Consider the following 16,485-nt stretch of genomic DNA (forward strand, 5'->3'; position numbering starts at 1 on the left):
ACTATTAATTAATAAATATTAGAAACTATTTTATGCTATAATACATTCTTTATTTATATTTAATGTTAAAATAAATCTATCTATGAAAAGTAGTCTGATTAAAGCTGTTTTCCTCGGGCTCGTATTATCTGCATATACTACCGAAGCCCAGGTTCAAACAGTTGACAACAGCAAAAAAATGGAATGGTTTAAAAATGCCAAGCTTGGTATTTTTATTCACTGGGGAATCTACTCCGTCAATGGAATTTCTGAATCCTGGTCATTCTTCAATAATTACATCAACCACGAAAATTATATGAAACAGCTGAATGGTTTTTCAGCGTCAAAATATCAGCCTGAGCAATGGGCAAACCTGATAAAAGAATCCGGAGCCAAATATGCAGTCATTACCACCAAACATCATGATGGCATAGCTTTATGGAACTCAAAAGCAGAAAATGCGACGACAATTCCTCAACAGTCTTTAGCCAAAAAAGATGTTATAAGCCCATTTGTTTCTGCTTTGAAAAAATCGGGATTAAAAACCGGGCTTTATTTTTCATTACCAGATTGGAGCCATCCCTATTATAACATTAATACCCGCACAAAAAAACGTTATGAAATAAAAGATGATCCGAAACGCTGGCAGAATTTCATCAGCTATTATCAGACTCAGCTTAATGAACTGTCATCTCAATATTCACCTGATCTTCTTTGGTTTGATGGAGACTGGGAACATACTTCTGAGGAATGGAAAGCGCCTCAGACTCTTGATTTACTAAAAAAATACAATTCCAATATTATTATTAATTCAAGGCTCAATAATCATGGAGATTATGACACGCCTGAGCAGGGAATTCCGGTCATTCCACCACAAAATCCCTACTGGGAACTTTGTTACACCATGAATGATTCCTGGGGATATCAACCTTACGATAAGGCATACAAAACCCCTAATATGATCGTCAGAACCCTGGCAGATGTGATTAGTATGGGAGGAAATCTTCTGCTCGATATTGGTCCAAAATCTGACGGTACCATTCCTGAGGAACAGGTTGAGATTTTGAAAAATCTTGGAAGATGGACGTCTAAAAATCAGAAAGCTATTTACGAAACAACCCGTGGAATTCCTTTTGAAAATTATAAAGGGAAATCATCTTTGTCAACTTCAAAGAAATCGTTGTTTCTCTATCTGGAAGAAGCCAAAAATTTCACAAAAATCTATGGATTAACAACAAAACCTCTTTCAATAAAAGTAATAGGAGATCCTTCAGCCTTCATTACAATGGATCACAATGCTGAAAAAACACTCACTCTTAATTTTTCTAATGTAAAATTTGACAAAGATGTTACCGTTGTAGAACTCACTTTTGATACTCCACCTGTATTTTTGAAGGATTTTAAAACAGAGGAACGTTCACTGTCCGAAATTTTAGACAATAAGAACACTCAGGAAGCCGCATACAATATTGCCAACACAATTTATAATGGCAAAAATCTGTTGACTCCCGCAGGATTGACCAGCGATGGTCTTAACATGAAAATTGAGAAAACAGCCAAAACCAATCCGGAAACCCTACAATGGATAAGTAAACATGCGGAAGCTCTTTTTGAAACCGAAAAAGGATTACCTAATGGGCATTATTCCGGAGTAAGCGCATTATCAAAGGACAAACAAACGCTTTTCCTTTTTGTAGAAGGAACGCCTACAGGTCCTATCGCTTTAAAAGGTATAAAAATGGAATTGCCAGAATAAGAGTGGTGGGCGAAGGCACTATGCTGTCACACACCATTTACAATAAACTTTACTGGAGTGACCGGCCTGGAATTATTTATATTGATATTCCAAAGGAAAAACTTGACAAGCAGATGACCGTTATTGCAGTTTTACTTAATAAGCCCCTGGAGTTATACAGAGAAAATGTGGGAGCGATTGAAAATAATCTTTAAAACAGCAGCCTATAAAAACAAAATCCGGAGAATTATCTCCGGATTTTTATTTTGTAAGATGATTTTCTTAGAAAATCTCTCTTCCTGAAAAATGGAATTGAGCTTCGATTAATGCATTCTCGTCAGAATCTGAACCGTGAACTGCATTTTCTCCGATGCTTCTTGCGAACATTTTTCTGATTGTACCTTCTGCAGCTTCTGCAGGGTTAGTAGCACCAATTAATGTTCTGAAGTCTTCAACTGCGTTGTCTTTTTCTAAAACTGCAGCTACGATAGGACCAGAGCTCATGAATTCTACTAATTCTCCATAAAATGGTCTTTCAGCGTGTACTTCATAGAATTTTTTTGCATCAGCAACTGTAAGCTGAGTTAATTTTAAAGCTTTGATTTTGAAACCTCCTTCAGCAATCTTACCCAATATAGCACCGATATGTCCGTCAGCAACAGCATCAGGCTTAATCATAGTGAATGTAATGTTAGACATAAATGTATATTTTTTTAATGGCGCAAAATTACAAAAAATATCTTTGATTTTTATTTTAATTTTTTTTTAACATAAAAATAACTTTTATTAAGAAATCATGAACCAATCTTTGGCACAGTAATTGTTTATTCTATTGCGATTCTCATGTTTAATTTGAGTTTTCATGGTTATTAGTTTTTACCCAGCTTCGGCTGGGTTTTTTATTTTCAAAAAACAGGGCGTTTTTTTTATTAATTATGCAATTTTTAAAAGAATATTGCGCCATATTTAATGATATTATCGTTTTTATTTCAATTGATAAAACAATTCTTTTTTATCAAAAATGATTTTTAAGATCTATTAAAACAGGACAAAAGTGGAGTTATCTGCCAAAACAGGAATATCAAAAAGTAGAGTTATTTAAAAACCGATTTTTTTTCATCAAAAACTAAAAAATCTAGTTATTAAAAACAGACATTCTGTCAAAGCATTAAATTTAATCTTAAAATAATTAATATCATAAAATTTTATACTCATGCAACAACATGAGTATATGTACAGATTGTCCGAATTAATCTGCAATGGTTATGTGAAAACGAATTTGTTTTTGATTATTTTTGAGCAGCTTCTTCTGCCTCATCCATCAGTTTAATGTATGTAGCATAACGTGAATGCTCAATTTCTCCCGTTTCAAGAGCGTCAATTACAGCGCACTTTGGTTCATTAATGTGTAGACAATTGTGGAATTTGCACTCTTCTCTCTTCTTGAAAATCTCAGGGAAGTAATGCTGTACTTCTTCTTTTTCGATATCAATCATAGCAAATTCACGAACACCTGGGGTATCGATAACATTTCCGCCAAAATGCCAGAAATGCATCTGCGCAAAAGTTGTTGTATGTTTCCCTTTAAGATGGGTGTCAGAAATCTCGGATGTCTTTAAGTTCAATCCAGGTTGTAAGGCATTCACCAAAGTAGATTTTCCACAACCGGAGTGACCAAAGAATACAGAAGTTCTATCTTTAAGAATTTCCTGTAATTGCTCAAGATTTAATTTTGAATAGGATGAAATTTCCAAAGTATCATACCCTATTTCCTGATACAGAAGCTCTACGTCTTTTACAATTTCAATTTCCTCTTCATGAAGAACATCCATTTTATTAAAAAGGATTACGGGTGTGATATTATAAGCTTCACAACATGCCAAAAATCTATCAAGGAATCCTAAAGACGTTTCGGGATGTTTCAAGGTGAAGATAAAGCATGCCAGATCAATATTGGATGCAATAATGTGAGCTTCTTTTGAAAGGTTTACCGATTTTCTGATCAGATAATTGGTACGAGGTTCAATTTTCGTGATCCAGGCGATATCATCCTGTTCCAGTTGAAACTCAACAAAATCTCCTACAGCAAGTGGATTGGTAAGTCTGGTTTTTATTAATTTGAATTTCCCCCTGATTCTGGCCTCGAAAATTTTATTTGTTTCCAATTCCAAAACCTGGTACCAACTGCCTGTAGATTTAATGATTTTTCCTTTCATAGATAATGCTGGTGCAAATATACGCAATTAGGGCTTAGCATTCAGGAAATAGGTTTAAAAACACATGTTTCAATTGCCCTAAATACTGATGTCTAAACCCTAATTTATTTTTCAGCTGAAAAATAAGTAAAAATTTTGTTGTCTTTTACCTATTATTTACAACTTATCTTTCGATCATAATATTATTTTGAACTTCAATTGATTCTTCGTGAATCGCTTTGAAAACTTTTTCAATGAATTCCTGAGACATTCCGGTTTCTTTTGCTTTTTGATTAGCGTATTCTGTGATGACTTTCCAACGTTCAGGCTGGAAGATCGCAATGTCATTCTCTTTTTTAAGTTTACCGATCTTTTCAGAAATTTTCATTCTTTGAGAAAGAAGTTCAATTAACTGGAAGTCAAGATCTGAAATAAGGGTTCTGTGTCTACCCATTTCACCTTCAAAACCTGCAAGATTGGAACTTCTTACTTTCAGATTACCGATAAGATCTGCAAGAACTTCCGGTGTAATCTGCTGAGAAGCATCACTCCACGCCTCATCAGGATTACAGTGTGATTCAATGATAGCACCCTGGTATCCTACGTTAAGAGCTTCCTGTGTGATATCAGCAAGACCTGTTCTGTTTCCGCAGATGTGAGAAGGGTCAATCAACATTGGAATATTAGGGAACTGGCTCTTGAAATCAAGGGCAATCTGCCAGTTTGGGTTATTTCTGTATTTAGTTTTTTGGTATGTTGAAAATCCTCTGTGAATCGCTCCAAGGTTTTTAATATCCTGGCCTAAAAGCCTTTCCAAAGCTCCGATCCATAATGCAAGATCCGGATTAACAGGGTTTTTTACGAATACAGGTTTATCTGTTCCTCTTAAAGCCATGGCGATTTCCTGTACTGTAAATGGATTTACTGTAGAACGAGCTCCAATCCAAAGAACATCCACATCTGCTTCTAAAGCAGCAAATACGTGGTGTGCATTGGCAACTTCGGTAGCTGTTTTAAAACCGTACTCTTCTTTTACTTTTTTTAGCCAGTTCAAACCAATCACTCCTACTCCTTCGAAACCGTTTGGTTTAGTACGAGGTTTCCAGATTCCTGCACGGAAAACGGATACATTGGCGTTGGATTCTTTAATCCTCTTAGCCGTTTCAAGCATCTGAGCTTCACTTTCTGCACTACATGGTCCCGCGATCATTAAAGGTTGCGTAAGCTCATTGATCCACTCATTTTTTAAATCATTTAAATTCATTATTCTAAATTTTATTGTTTTTTTATATCATTTTTTCGTTAACAGCAATAGCCCTTTGGATTATAAAATTTAATTTATAATTCTTTTCAAAAAATGCCGTTCAAAATTGTTTAAAGGAATCAGGAAAATAATAGGGCTCTACTTCTCCTGTATTTTTTGGAAAGAAATTCAGTTAACAGTACCAATAAAATCGGTAATACGTTCTGAAATTTCTATAATAAGAAGCAGAAAAACTAAAATAACCGCTAAAAAAGTAATTAGCGGGTGCAAAAAAAGACTGATATGTGTTAGTCAAATTTTCCATTTTATTCTGGAAATGTCTTGTTTTAGCGTTTCTGGTTGTAATTTGCTTTTGTCAAAAACTTATTTTCGACACAAATATTTGACAAATATATAAAAATTATGTCAAATCAAACTTCATTAAATCATCAAGATCTTTTAAAAGTGGATTTTTTTCGATAAATTTTTCAAACATCTTTCTCTTAGTCACTACCTCAATCTTCAGATTTTCAACGTCTCTGACGTATTCTACCTCAATAATATGATTCTGAATTTTTCTTTTAAAATGATTAAAAAATTCTCCACTTATTTTATCAAATTCTACTTTTGCAGAATCTGAAGGGAACAAAACTTTGATTTTATGCTCTTCAGCTTTTACCAGCTTGAAGGTTTTTACTGCATTAAATACAAAGTTATTTTTTACCTGAAGTTGTTTAAGCATAATTTTCCATTCCATCTGCAGATCTGTATCTGTAAAATGGTTCTGGGGAAGATTTTCGGTTCTTACAGTTACATTTTCTGTTTCTTCTACTTTATCTTCTTTATTCAGAAAAGAATTGATACTAAACCCGGAAGACATTCCCGGTCTTGATAATGGTTTGGATGTTTTTGTTACTGGAGTTACCTCTACTTTATCAGAAACTGGAGTCGGCTGCTCTGTTTTAATTTCCTTTTTCTCCGTAGCTTTTTCCGGCATTTTCACCTCCTGTTTCTCACTGAGAAACGGAGCCAGGATCAGGAACTTTTTTTTTTAGTATCGCCTAAATTAGCTGTCAGTGAAGCCAGCTGCATTAATGCAATTTCAACCGTAAGTCTAGGGTTTTTTGAATTCTTATAATTAATATCCGCATGGTTGCAGATCTCAATACCATCAATTAACTGCTGGGCGACCCATTTTTGTCCCTGTTCTACAAACTTAGCCTTTGTCTTCTCTCCCACTTCTATGAGTTCCATGGTGGAAGCATTCTGTGCCATCATCAGGTCTCTGAAATGATTTCCTAATCCGGCAATGAAAATATGAGGATCAAAACCTTTTTTCACAATCTCATTGAACGCGAAAAGCACTTCAGGGATTTTGTTTTCCTTGGCGAGATCCACGATGTTCAAATATTGATCATAATCCAGAATATTTAATACTTCGGCTGCTTTTGCCAGCGTAATATTTTTCTGGGAGAAAGTAGAAAGTCTGTCAAAAATAGAAAGAGCATCTCTTAATGCGCCATCAGCTTTTTGTGCGATCAGATACAATGCATCGTCTTCGTACTGGATATTTTCTTTCTGGGCAATATTTTTGAGATGATTCTGGATGTCTTCAATAGTAATTCTCTTGAAGTCATAAATCTGACAACGGGATAAAATGGTTGGAATAATTTTATGTTTCTCCGTGGTTGCCAGAATAAAAATAGCATGAGCAGGCGGTTCTTCCAAAGTTTTAAGGAAGGCATTGAAAGCGGCAGAAGACAGCATATGAACCTCATCGATGATATATACTTTGTATTTACCAACCTGAGGTGCAAAGCGCACCTGATCTATCAGTTCTCTGATATCATCTACAGAGTTATTGGATGCAGCATCCAGCTCATAGATGTTATAAGCAAAGCCGTCTTCTGAAACCGAGCCATCTTTCTCATTGATCTTTCTTGCCAGAATCCTCGCACAGGTAGTTTTACCCACACCGCGGGGTCCACAAAAAAGTAATGCTTGAGCTAATTGACTTTCTTCAATTGCATGTTCTAAAGTATCCGTAATATGGGATTGCCCTACAACTGTATCAAACTCTTGAGGACGATATTTTCTTGCAGATACTATAAAATTTTCCATTGGTCAAAAATAAGAAATATAGTTTTAATTTGAAAATTAAAAGTTTTCAAATATCAACAAAAAACATATTTCTGTTTAAATTGGAAAACTTTTAATCTCTATTTCTTTTTGCTGTAGGCAAAGTCAATTAACTCAACAACAGCAGCTTCAATTTCTTTTCTTCCTTCTTCAGTCTTCAGGTCGATACCGCAGAATTTATTGGCGTTATATCCTGTATAAAGGTTAAGATAGTAAGCTCCGGAAACAATCAAAGCCATAATTGCTCTGTGTCTTGTAGCTACTCCTTCACCGAAATAAGGATCTGAGATATTTCCAAATAAAACTTCTCCTACCTCTTCACGTTGTTCAACTAATTTCTTAAGAATAGGCTTACTTTCTGAAAGCTCCCAAAGGATAATTTTCTGAAGTTCTTTATTTTTCTTCAGGTTTTCGAACTGGTTGAGTACAACCATTTTAGTAAGTTCATGTCCACCGTCGGAGAAATCCATATCAACATCCTGGTTGACCTGGCTCCAGTAATCCTGAGATTTGATATATTCATCGATCAGTTTATCAGTACTTCCAAAGTACTCATAGATCAATTTTTTATCAAATCCGGCTACTGCGGCAATTTTACTTACTTTTAGTCCGGAGTATCCTTTTACTCTTAAAATTTTACCAACTGCAGCAAGCAGTTTTTGCTTTGTTTTTTCTTTGTCCCTAATGGGGCCCTGCACTACTTTTCTAGGCATAATTATTATTTTTTCGCAATATGCAATTTTTTATTAATATCATCAAACGCATTAAGCGTTTTGTCGAGATGTTCTTTTTCGTGTCTTGCCGTTACACTCATTCTTATACGCGCATCTTTTCTTGGTACCGCCGGATAAAGAATCGGGTTGGTATAGATTCCTTTTTCTATTAGTAGTTTTCCTGCTTCCCCTGTTACATAGGGATCTCCTATTTTCACAGGAATAATTGCGGAACAGGTAACTCCGGTATCTAAACCTAGATCATCAAGCCCTTTTTTGAAATAATTGATGTTGTTCCAGAGTTTTTCTCTCCAGATGGGTTCTTCGTCTATTAAATCAATGGCTTTAACAATTCCTGCGGATGATGGTGGAGCTGTTGCTGAGAAAATCTGCTGGCGGGAATGGAATCTCATAAAAGCAGCCAATTTTTTATCGGCAATGACATATCCTCCAAGATTTCCAAACGTTTTACTGAATGTTCCTGTGATAAGGTCTACTTTATCCAATAATCCAGCCTGTTCCAAAGTACCTCTACCTGTTTCTCCAAGGATACCAACGCCATGTACATCGTCCACCATTAGGAAGGCATTATACTTTTTCACAAGATTATAGATCTCATTAATACGGGAGGTATCACCATCCTGGGAATACACTCCATCCACAATAACGAGTTTCGTACGGTACAGATTTTCAGATACCTTCAAAATGTGTTCCAAAGATTCCAAATTATTGTGCGGAAATGTTTTTTTATTGGTAAAAGCGCATCCTTCGTGTACACTTGCATGCACTGCCATATCTAAAATAGCAAGGTCTTCTTTCTGCATTAAGCACTGTAAACTCGCACTATTAGCGGTATAACCGGTAGTAAATACTACGGCTTCATCTTCTGTTCGTTTAAAAAAACTTGAAATTCTTTTTTCTAAGGCATTATGGTAATCAAAGTAGCCGCCAATAAGAGGAGTAGCTCCTGTTCCTGTTCCATACTTCTCTATTCCTTCAATAGCAGCTTGTTTTACTTTTGGGTGCTGCGTAAATCCCAAATAATCACTTGATACAAAACTAACAAATTCTCTGTTTTGGTCTGCAATATTTACATTCAGTATTGCATTGGTTCCTGAAGTATTCTTCAGTCTATAATTCATGTGTCCGTTAGACTTTACAAAGTCTAAATATTCATAAAAAATTTCAGCTCTTTGAGCCATATCATTATTTGGTATATTCTCAAAGTCTTTAATAGTTGCTGTTGTGAAATTGATGCTCATCCTTAATCTTGTTTGTTGTGTGGTTTAAAAGAAACAAATATATAACTATTTAGAAGGCTTAAGCGCCTCTCATAAGATTAAATATTATTAAAGACACAATATTTTATTCTTATTATCTGGAAACCAAAGTATTTATATGTTTATCAATCTTTTTAACGTTTTCACCTTTTGAATTAATTAGTTTTTTCTTACCTAAATTTAATAAAAAAATCAAACAATAAAGAAATATTAGTACGTAAATAATAAAAAAATATGGTTTTTTTTCACAAACGACTCATTTATAAAAGATTATTTTCTTATTATTTTAACATTTTAATTCACTAAACAGCCTTTTAAAACAGACAATCTGGACGGCCAAATCCCTACTTAAAGACAAAAGCAGGTACAAATCTCCTGCTATAGCAATATTAAACAAAAAAAGTAGTCAAATTATGTTCTTTTTAGAATTTCTGAAATTTCCGGGAGTAAAACCGGTCATTTTTTTGAAAAATTTTGAAAAATTGGAAGGGTCATATGTAAAAATACGGGCAATTTCTGCTACAGATTTATCGGAAATAATAAGCATTTTTTTTATCTGACCGATAATTTTTTCATCATAAAAAGAACATGGGTGCTGTCCGGTTTCTTTTTTAATAGTATCAGAAAGATGTTTATGAGAGATCGCAAGCTTTCCTGCAATTTCATTCAATTCCATAAATTCAGGAACAGTTCCGGAAATTACATCCTGAATATGCTTGTCTAAAAAAGCAAAATACTGAAGGGTGATTTCTTCGCTTCTTTTCATCGTGTATTGTTCTTGTTAATCTATATTCAAGATATAAATTTAATCATAAGATACAAAATAACACGGTGAACTTTTCGGATATTTCAAGCTGAATATTTAATAAAAACTATCTTTAAAAGCCTGTGTAGAATTTTTCACTTTCAGTTTTTCCAGAATATTCTGACGGTGTCTGCTCACGGTATTGATACTTATAGAAAGAAGATCAGCAATTTCTTTGCTTGCATACCCCTCTCCTACAAATCTCAAGACTTCCATCTCCCTTGGACTCAGAATATTTTTATAATCAAGCCTGTCTTTTACAAGAACTTCTCCTTTGATGGTATTGACAATCATAAAATCAGGAACTGATGAGGAAGAAAGTGCAATATTATAAAGACAGAGAGCTAGTCTCAACCTGCCATTGTAAGGAGAATAAATATAAAACATACGATGCTTCACCCAACGATACTCCTCATTTTTATCCTTCATTCTTATTTTTGAAACCACACTGTAAGCTGCACGCTGCTCAGCCTCCATTGCTTCCAGTAATTTGAAAAAACGAAGCTCATGAATATATTTCTTTAGCCGATCATCGGGATGTATCTTTTTCAACATTTCTTCTTCCCAGATCGAATCAATTTCTATAGGATTTTCACCCATATTGAGTCCCAGTTCGACCGCTGCTGCGGATTTATAAATATAGCTTTTATTCTCCTGCATATCGCTCAATACAGCTATAGCACCTTCCATCTGAGAATACACAAGTGCTCTTTGTTTATAGATTTCTATGTCCAGCAGACACTTTTTGGAGGTTTTGTCCAGTAATTTATCACTGAGCTGTTCACGTATTTCCATAATGGTTATTTATCAGTATTGATGCGATTCGGGTTTAATTATACTTTTGCTAAAATAATAATTTACCCTTAGAACTTATTTAAAATAGAATGAAGAAATTGCTTTTAGGCTTTTGTATACTACCCATGGTTCAAAATCTTTCCGCCCAGACTCTGGAGAAGATGACATGGTTTAATGAACCTGAAAAATGGGAAATCAAAAACAACAGCCTGTCTATGTTTGTGACTCCGCAGAGTGATTACTGGAGAGTTTCCCACTATGGATTTACCGTTGATGATGCTCCTTTTTACTATACTACTTATGGAGGAGAATTTGAAGCAAAAGTAAAAATCACAGGCAGCTATAAAGCAAGATTTGACCAGATGGGACTTATGCTCAGAACAGATAAAGAGCACTACATCAAAGCCGGAGTGGAATTTGTAGATGGTAAGTATAACCTCAGCACTGTGGTAACTCACAACAAAAGCGACTGGAGCGTTATCACTTTAGACAAAACACCTCCTGCCATATGGATAAAAGCAGTGAGAAGGCTGGACGCTGTAGAAATATTTTACTCTTTTGATGATAAAAACTATATCATGATGAGAAATGCACCTCTACAGGACAACACCCCTGTAATGGTAGGTTTAATGGCAGCCTGCCCTGACGGACAAGGTTTCAATGCCGTTTTTGAAAACTTCAAAGTAAAACATCTGCCGGACGAGCGCAGACTGAAGTGGCTTGAAACCCATAAATAACGATTGAATTACACTTCAATATACAGTCAATTTTATTCACCTCCCATCATTTTCGGGAGGTTTTTTTGGGAACACAGATAATTGATATGGAAACTAACTGTTTTTAAAAGTTGTATACAAATTAACATTAACAGCTTTGTTATTACTAAAAACAACAGACAGAATAACCTTTTTCCCAAGCCACGTTTTACCTACCTGATAGGTCCAGGTGTCATCTTTAAAAAAATTGAATCCATCACCCATTTCCGCTTTCACTTCATGGCGTGTTTTTCCAATAAGATAGTTAAAATTATCTTTATTCATATCCTTGTGTTTGCCAGTGCCTAACAAAACCAATGCCATTCAACTAGAAATCAGCATATTCTAGTAATACTTCTATAATAAATTTGTATTTTTTAATGGAATGAAAAGGAATAGAAACATCAAAAGATCTCCTTCAAGAGACCCTTTGCTTTGTGAGATAAAACCGTTTGTGTTCTTAGAATCATTATTTAGAAACAAAGTTCCCTTAGTTGTTCTGAGAATATTTTTGCAAAAATATGAATATTCATCAGTGATGACAAAGACATTCTGTAGAATTAACCTCTGTTTTTTGTCAAACTTTTACTACAAGAATGAATATATATAAATTAAACCTGTAATCAAAAAACAGTTAAAAAATTACAAAAACATCAATATTTATCATTTATAAAAATCGAAAAAAAATCGAAAATTCTGTACAGCATTGGGATTCAAACAAGATATTTCAAAACAAATTTATCACTTATTATTGAAATACTGAAAATATTTCAGAAAATGGCAAGTACCACACCAACCGCAAAACATGATAAAACTTATAGAAAACAGATTATAAGATACTGATTTATCTCCATAATTTCACTATTTTTACACAATCAAAAAATATAAAACACAATAGACCAGAAAACATCAATGATAAAAATTTATTTTCAATCGTTCCCGATCATTAAAAAAACTTCGACTTGTACAAATACTAATATTAACCGCCTATTGCATTAGCAGCAGGTATAGATAAGTTTTGCACATCTATGAGAGTTTGGGCATTTATTTTTGCTTGTATATCTTTAACTGTTTCCGCACAGCGCCACATTTCCCCGTGGCACAATATAGACAATGGAGTTTCACCAATAGAGCCGCCTTTTCATCAGACTATCTTGTTCAGAGTGTCTGCTGCCATCATTATTCTGATTATTATTATCATTATTTTCCAGCTAACCACTAATTTTTTAAGGATAAAGAATAAAACATTAAAACAAATTGTTCACAATAAGAATTCTGAACTAAAAGAAACTTATCTCCATCTGGAACTGGTAAAAAGCAACCTGCAAAAGGAAACAGAATATCAGAAAAAGCTGGTAGAAACTATCAGTCATGATATTACAACACCAATCAGATTTATTGCAATGCTTTCCCAAAAAATTCATGAGTCTGATGACGTAGAACTGCAGAAGAAATATTTTGACAGCATTTATAAATCTTCGGAGCAGCTTTATCAGTTTACCCTGAATTTAAAGGAATACACAGAGCTTTACAAAGCCGAAAATATTTTTGAAGAGAAAGAATATCCTATCAACAGAATCCTGGAAATAAAGAACAGATTATTTTGTGAAATTGCTAAGGAAAAAGGAACAGTCATCACGAATCTTACTGATCATAAAGTATATTCTAAAGTAAATGAAAGTATTTTAACCGCCATTATTCACAATATCCTTGATAATGCTGTGAAAAATACTTTTGAAGGAAATATCACCCTAAACATTACAGAAAGCCAACAAAAATCTACAATAATTATTGCCGATACAGGAATCGGAATGTCAACAGAACAGATTGCAAGTTATATGAGCCTGTTCAGAAATCCTAAGCTGGAAACCCCTAGTTTCAAAGGAAAAGGACTTGGTCTTCATATGGTTATCCATCTGGTAAAAAAGATCAATGCTGAAATCAGGTTCAGGCAAAATGAACCTCAAGGAACTGTGGTAGAAATAACACTCAATAAAAACTAATTTGTATGAATGAAAGAATTTTAATTGCCGATGATCACTATGTAGTAAGGGCAGGCACATCATTGGTTCTTGAAACTGCTTATCCGGAGCTGAAAATAGATTTTGCAGAAAACTACGACCAAGTAAAAAATAAGATCGGCTTTTCACGTTATGATCTTCTTATTTTAGATATCGATATGCCCGGGACACAGTATAAAAAAATGATACCGGAATTAAAAGATATACAGAATGAACTTAAAATTCTCATATTCTCAGGTTATGATAAGGATGTTGCCATTCAATACATCAGAGAAGGTGCAGAAGGTTATCTGAACAAACAAAGCAGTGAGGAAGAAATTAAGAATGCTGTAAAAACTGTGATTGAAAAGGGGTATTTCTACCCTGCCGAGCTGATTGGCCTTATTATCCAAAACAAAAGAGACAATCCTGTAGAAAAGCTATCTTCCCGTGAGTATGAAATTTTCAAACTCCTTGCTGATGGAAACGGAAACCTGGAAATTGCCAACAGACTTAATATTCAAATGTCTACGGTAAGCACTTATAAGAAAAGAATTTTTCAAAAGCTTAACGTTGCCAATATTGCAGAATTAATCAAAGTATATGAAATGATGCATTAAAAAAAATGGGGTCGGAATAATTTAATTCCGACCCCGGAAAAAACACAAATCTCATTAGGTTTTAAACAGCTAACCTATTGAGCCCGTAGATTTTTTTTATATTGTCATTGTATTTTTAGAATTCTCATATGGCTTTATAAAAAGCCACTTTTAATATAATCTCTGTACAGAAAGAAACAGTTCTCTTGTGTTATCAGCAGTATTGGAATCTGTGGTAGTAGCATCACTGCTTCCTGTTGTGGATTTATTATCTACACGGAATGCATAATACACTCTGTACCATCTTGGCTCCGGTTCCTGTATGGTAATATCAAATGTTACCGTTTCATTATTCGTTTGGGTAAGATAAACACCGTCATCAAACTGTCTATAGGCTCCTGGTGATAATTTAATATTTCCATTATCAGAATCCCCAGTATGGGTTGACATTTCCGACACCCAGATTTTCACATCTGAAGTTCCTGCATTGTAAAGCCTTGGATTAAAAGTGGTAGCTGCTCCTGTACCTGCTGAACTGCTGTTAAATTGTGCGTCAAGTCTTAAAAAACCTCCCAAAACAGGAAGATCAGTAAGATAGGTGCTTGCTAAAACATTAGCTCCGGAAGTACCTGCAGGAATGCTTCCATGATAGTAAATCAGATCTCCAATGGTAATATCATCGTCTTTACCCCCAAAGGCAAATTTCCATGTGGTTCCATTGAACATATAGTACCCGGCTTTATCTACTTTCGCCGTTTTTACAGAAGGTGCAGTCACAGCCTGTGTTACATAGACCAGTGCTCCGGTCTGTGCAGCTAAATAAACATCATCTTTAGCTTTCAACTGATCCCCTGTTATTCTTGGAGCTATGACACCATCAGGCACAGTAGCCACATCTGGTTTTCCTTCTACATGTAATGTTACTTTGGGAGAATCTGTATTAATACCTACTTGGGAAAATGCAGCTACTGAAAAACACATCATTATGCTGGCAAGAGTTAATTTTATTTTCTTCATTTTAGTATATTTGTATTAAAAATTATTTGACTATTTAAGAATTGAATAAATCATGTGGGATCAACTGAGATATCATCAGTCAACTTTTATTGAGCTAGCTGGTGCAAAGTTATCCGCATTGACAAATCAAATTCATGAATAATCAATGAAAAACCGGAAACGGCTCAATAAAACACAAATTATTAATACACAGATCATTAACGCAATCATTTTCCAATATTTGATTGCAGAAAAATGTATTTAAAAGATTTAAAATTATCTATTACCACAAATGACAATTGAAAAAGATATAAAAATTGAACAGTACAAAAGACAGCTGGTATATTATTACAACATTCTGATGTCTGTTATTCTTGCCATATTTGGTTTGATATTTATTTTTATCATTCCGGATAAAATTATGGCCTGGTATCTTTTCGGGGGGCTTTTTTTACTATTATACACTTACATGATTGTACATAAGACGTACTCGGTAGATGTAATGGTGCATTCTTATATTGTTATTGCAACCCTTTATAATTTTTACATTATGCTTGCTTTCTGGGATAATTCTATAGCAAGTTTTGTATGGCTTATTCCAATTCCACTAGCCGCATATGTCTTCTTTCAGAGAAAGTATGTCTTTATTTACAGCCTATTTGTATTGGTGAATATTATTGCGGGGTATCTTATTTCTAAAACATTCAGCTTTAATTTCCCAAAACACAGACCTGAAGATGTAAGAATTACGGACACCATTCTTATGATGTCCAATGTAGCTGTAATAGCACTCCTGCTCTATTTTAAGGATAAAATAAAAAGAGTTGAAATTTACCATGAAATCGAAGAAAAGAACCAAAACATAGCAATACAGCCAGCCAATGTAACAGAAAAGGCTCCATTTGCAGATGAGTTATTTGAGAAAATAGAACTTGTCATGAGGGAAAAACAGCTGTATAAAGATGTTAATTTCAATATTTCGAAGCTTTCCACAGAAATGAATATTAACAGCAGTTATATTTCAAAATCAATCCGTACTAAAGGATATCCCAACTTCAACAATTATCTGAATATGCACAGAATAGAATGTGTAAAAAGACTTCTTAGTGAAAATGATATTGAAAAGGTAACCCTTATGTATATTTATACAGAAGCAGGTTTCTCTAACCAGTCTACCTTCAACAGGGTATTCAAGCAGATGGAAAATATTACGCCTTCCGAATATATCAGCAGCCTGCAGCTCCACTGATT

General features: G+C 34.4%; 17 protein-coding genes. 6 read left to right on the forward strand and 11 right to left on the reverse strand.

Annotation, left to right across the window (positions count from 1 at the left end; genetic code table 11):
* Nucleotides 1-82: 82 nt before the first annotated feature.
* Together CQ046_RS14690 and CQ046_RS23900 are read left to right on the forward strand one after the other, a co-directional pair.
* Nucleotides 83-1,735, forward strand: a complete 1,653-nt coding sequence (locus tag CQ046_RS14690) for an alpha-L-fucosidase (RefSeq protein WP_228406962.1) — start codon at nucleotides 83-85, stop codon at nucleotides 1,733-1,735.
* A 5-nt stretch (nucleotides 1,736-1,740) separates the two neighbouring features.
* Nucleotides 1,741-1,929 carry a hypothetical protein gene (locus CQ046_RS23900; RefSeq protein WP_228406963.1) on the forward strand — a complete coding sequence of 63 codons (189 nt, stop codon included), beginning with the start codon at nucleotides 1,741-1,743 and terminating at the stop codon, nucleotides 1,927-1,929.
* A gap of 67 nt (nucleotides 1,930-1,996) precedes the next feature.
* On the opposite strand, the gene CQ046_RS14695 is transcribed toward CQ046_RS23900, so the two are convergent.
* The 9 genes from CQ046_RS14695 to CQ046_RS14735 all read right to left on the reverse strand — a co-directional run bounded on the left by CQ046_RS14695 (nucleotide 1,997) and on the right by CQ046_RS14735 (nucleotide 10,884).
* Nucleotides 1,997-2,413, reverse strand: coding sequence for a nucleoside-diphosphate kinase (locus tag CQ046_RS14695; RefSeq protein WP_034687444.1), 417 nt, complete (start codon nucleotides 2,411-2,413; stop codon nucleotides 1,997-1,999).
* Nucleotides 2,414-3,003: 590 nt separating this feature from the next.
* Nucleotides 3,004-3,930, reverse strand: a complete 927-nt coding sequence (gene rsgA / locus CQ046_RS14700) for a ribosome small subunit-dependent GTPase A (RefSeq protein WP_105702998.1) — start codon at nucleotides 3,928-3,930, stop codon at nucleotides 3,004-3,006.
* 163 nt (nucleotides 3,931-4,093) lie between these two features.
* A complete protein-coding gene (locus CQ046_RS14705; protein ID WP_089691033.1) occupies nucleotides 4,094-5,173 on the reverse strand; it encodes a chorismate mutase in 1,080 nt (359 codons plus the stop codon).
* Nucleotides 5,174-5,573: 400 nt separating this feature from the next.
* Nucleotides 5,574-6,149: a hypothetical protein gene (locus tag CQ046_RS23905; protein WP_228406964.1), complete on the reverse strand. Its 576-nt coding sequence runs from the start codon at nucleotides 6,147-6,149 to the stop codon at nucleotides 5,574-5,576.
* 38 nt (nucleotides 6,150-6,187) lie between these two features.
* Nucleotides 6,188-7,273 carry a DNA polymerase III subunit gamma/tau gene (dnaX, locus tag CQ046_RS14715; protein WP_105702999.1) on the reverse strand — a complete coding sequence of 362 codons (1,086 nt, stop codon included), beginning with the start codon at nucleotides 7,271-7,273 and terminating at the stop codon, nucleotides 6,188-6,190.
* 98 nt (nucleotides 7,274-7,371) lie between these two features.
* Complete coding sequence (locus CQ046_RS14720) at nucleotides 7,372-8,004, reverse strand: TetR/AcrR family transcriptional regulator (RefSeq protein WP_105703000.1); 633 nt, start codon at nucleotides 8,002-8,004, stop codon at nucleotides 7,372-7,374.
* A gap of 5 nt (nucleotides 8,005-8,009) precedes the next feature.
* Complete coding sequence (locus CQ046_RS14725) at nucleotides 8,010-9,266, reverse strand: aminotransferase class I/II-fold pyridoxal phosphate-dependent enzyme (RefSeq protein WP_105703001.1); 1,257 nt, start codon at nucleotides 9,264-9,266, stop codon at nucleotides 8,010-8,012.
* Nucleotides 9,267-9,690: 424 nt separating this feature from the next.
* Nucleotides 9,691-10,050, reverse strand: a complete 360-nt coding sequence (locus CQ046_RS14730) for a helix-turn-helix domain-containing protein (RefSeq protein WP_105703002.1) — start codon at nucleotides 10,048-10,050, stop codon at nucleotides 9,691-9,693.
* A gap of 96 nt (nucleotides 10,051-10,146) precedes the next feature.
* Nucleotides 10,147-10,884: a response regulator transcription factor gene (locus tag CQ046_RS14735; RefSeq protein WP_105703003.1), complete on the reverse strand. Its 738-nt coding sequence runs from the start codon at nucleotides 10,882-10,884 to the stop codon at nucleotides 10,147-10,149.
* 89 nt (nucleotides 10,885-10,973) lie between these two features.
* On the opposite strand from CQ046_RS14735, the gene CQ046_RS14740 reads away from it, so the two are divergent.
* On the forward strand, nucleotides 10,974-11,621 hold the full coding sequence (locus CQ046_RS14740; RefSeq protein WP_105703004.1) for a DUF1349 domain-containing protein: 648 nt from the start codon (nucleotides 10,974-10,976) through the stop codon (nucleotides 11,619-11,621).
* 93 nt (nucleotides 11,622-11,714) lie between these two features.
* Here the strand turns inward: CQ046_RS14740 and CQ046_RS14745 are convergent, their stop codons facing one another.
* On the reverse strand, nucleotides 11,715-11,924 hold the full coding sequence (locus CQ046_RS14745) for a hypothetical protein (RefSeq protein ID WP_105703005.1): 210 nt from the start codon (nucleotides 11,922-11,924) through the stop codon (nucleotides 11,715-11,717).
* Between the two features lie 743 nt (nucleotides 11,925-12,667).
* Here CQ046_RS14745 and CQ046_RS14750 point away from each other — a divergent pair.
* A complete protein-coding gene (locus tag CQ046_RS14750) occupies nucleotides 12,668-13,642 on the forward strand; it encodes a sensor histidine kinase (RefSeq protein ID WP_105703006.1) in 975 nt (324 codons plus the stop codon).
* A gap of 5 nt (nucleotides 13,643-13,647) precedes the next feature.
* Nucleotides 13,648-14,259, forward strand: a complete 612-nt coding sequence (locus tag CQ046_RS14755) for a response regulator (protein WP_105703007.1) — start codon at nucleotides 13,648-13,650, stop codon at nucleotides 14,257-14,259.
* Between the two features lie 150 nt (nucleotides 14,260-14,409).
* On the opposite strand, the gene CQ046_RS14760 is transcribed toward CQ046_RS14755, so the two are convergent.
* Complete coding sequence (locus CQ046_RS14760) at nucleotides 14,410-15,255, reverse strand: hypothetical protein (protein WP_105703008.1); 846 nt, start codon at nucleotides 15,253-15,255, stop codon at nucleotides 14,410-14,412.
* A gap of 271 nt (nucleotides 15,256-15,526) precedes the next feature.
* On the opposite strand from CQ046_RS14760, the gene CQ046_RS14765 reads away from it, so the two are divergent.
* Nucleotides 15,527-16,483: a helix-turn-helix domain-containing protein gene (locus CQ046_RS14765; RefSeq protein WP_105703009.1), complete on the forward strand. Its 957-nt coding sequence runs from the start codon at nucleotides 15,527-15,529 to the stop codon at nucleotides 16,481-16,483.
* Nucleotides 16,484-16,485: the final 2 nt, after the last annotated feature.

This window comes from Chryseobacterium sp. MYb7 (assembly GCF_002979455.1).
Lineage (GTDB): Bacteria > Bacteroidota > Bacteroidia > Flavobacteriales > Weeksellaceae > Chryseobacterium.

Bases quoted from the DNA above. Each gene is read 5' to 3' on its own strand.
- CQ046_RS14725 (WP_105703001.1), bottom strand. From the start codon at position 9,266: ATGAGCATCAATTTCACAACAGCAACTATTAAAGACTTTGAGAATATA.
- CQ046_RS14690 (WP_228406962.1), top strand. From the start codon at position 83: ATGAAAAGTAGTCTGATTAAAGCTGTTTTCCTCGGGCTCGTATTATCT.
- CQ046_RS14735 (WP_105703003.1), bottom strand. From the start codon at position 10,884: ATGGAAATACGTGAACAGCTCAGTGATAAATTACTGGACAAAACCTCC.
- rsgA (WP_105702998.1), bottom strand. From the start codon at position 3,930: ATGAAAGGAAAAATCATTAAATCTACAGGCAGTTGGTACCAGGTTTTG.
- dnaX (WP_105702999.1), bottom strand. From the start codon at position 7,273: ATGGAAAATTTTATAGTATCTGCAAGAAAATATCGTCCTCAAGAGTTT.
- CQ046_RS14755 (WP_105703007.1), top strand. From the start codon at position 13,648: ATGAATGAAAGAATTTTAATTGCCGATGATCACTATGTAGTAAGGGCA.
- CQ046_RS14720 (WP_105703000.1), bottom strand. From the start codon at position 8,004: ATGCCTAGAAAAGTAGTGCAGGGCCCCATTAGGGACAAAGAAAAAACA.
- CQ046_RS14750 (WP_105703006.1), top strand. From the start codon at position 12,668: ATGAGAGTTTGGGCATTTATTTTTGCTTGTATATCTTTAACTGTTTCC.
- CQ046_RS14760 (WP_105703008.1), bottom strand. From the start codon at position 15,255: ATGAAGAAAATAAAATTAACTCTTGCCAGCATAATGATGTGTTTTTCA.
- CQ046_RS14705 (WP_089691033.1), bottom strand. From the start codon at position 5,173: ATGAATTTAAATGATTTAAAAAATGAGTGGATCAATGAGCTTACGCAA.
- CQ046_RS14695 (WP_034687444.1), bottom strand. From the start codon at position 2,413: ATGTCTAACATTACATTCACTATGATTAAGCCTGATGCTGTTGCTGAC.
- CQ046_RS14745 (WP_105703005.1), bottom strand. From the start codon at position 11,924: ATGAATAAAGATAATTTTAACTATCTTATTGGAAAAACACGCCATGAA.
- CQ046_RS14740 (WP_105703004.1), top strand. From the start codon at position 10,974: ATGAAGAAATTGCTTTTAGGCTTTTGTATACTACCCATGGTTCAAAAT.
- CQ046_RS14765 (WP_105703009.1), top strand. From the start codon at position 15,527: ATGACAATTGAAAAAGATATAAAAATTGAACAGTACAAAAGACAGCTG.
- CQ046_RS14730 (WP_105703002.1), bottom strand. From the start codon at position 10,050: ATGAAAAGAAGCGAAGAAATCACCCTTCAGTATTTTGCTTTTTTAGAC.
- CQ046_RS23905 (WP_228406964.1), bottom strand. From the start codon at position 6,149: ATGCCGGAAAAAGCTACGGAGAAAAAGGAAATTAAAACAGAGCAGCCG.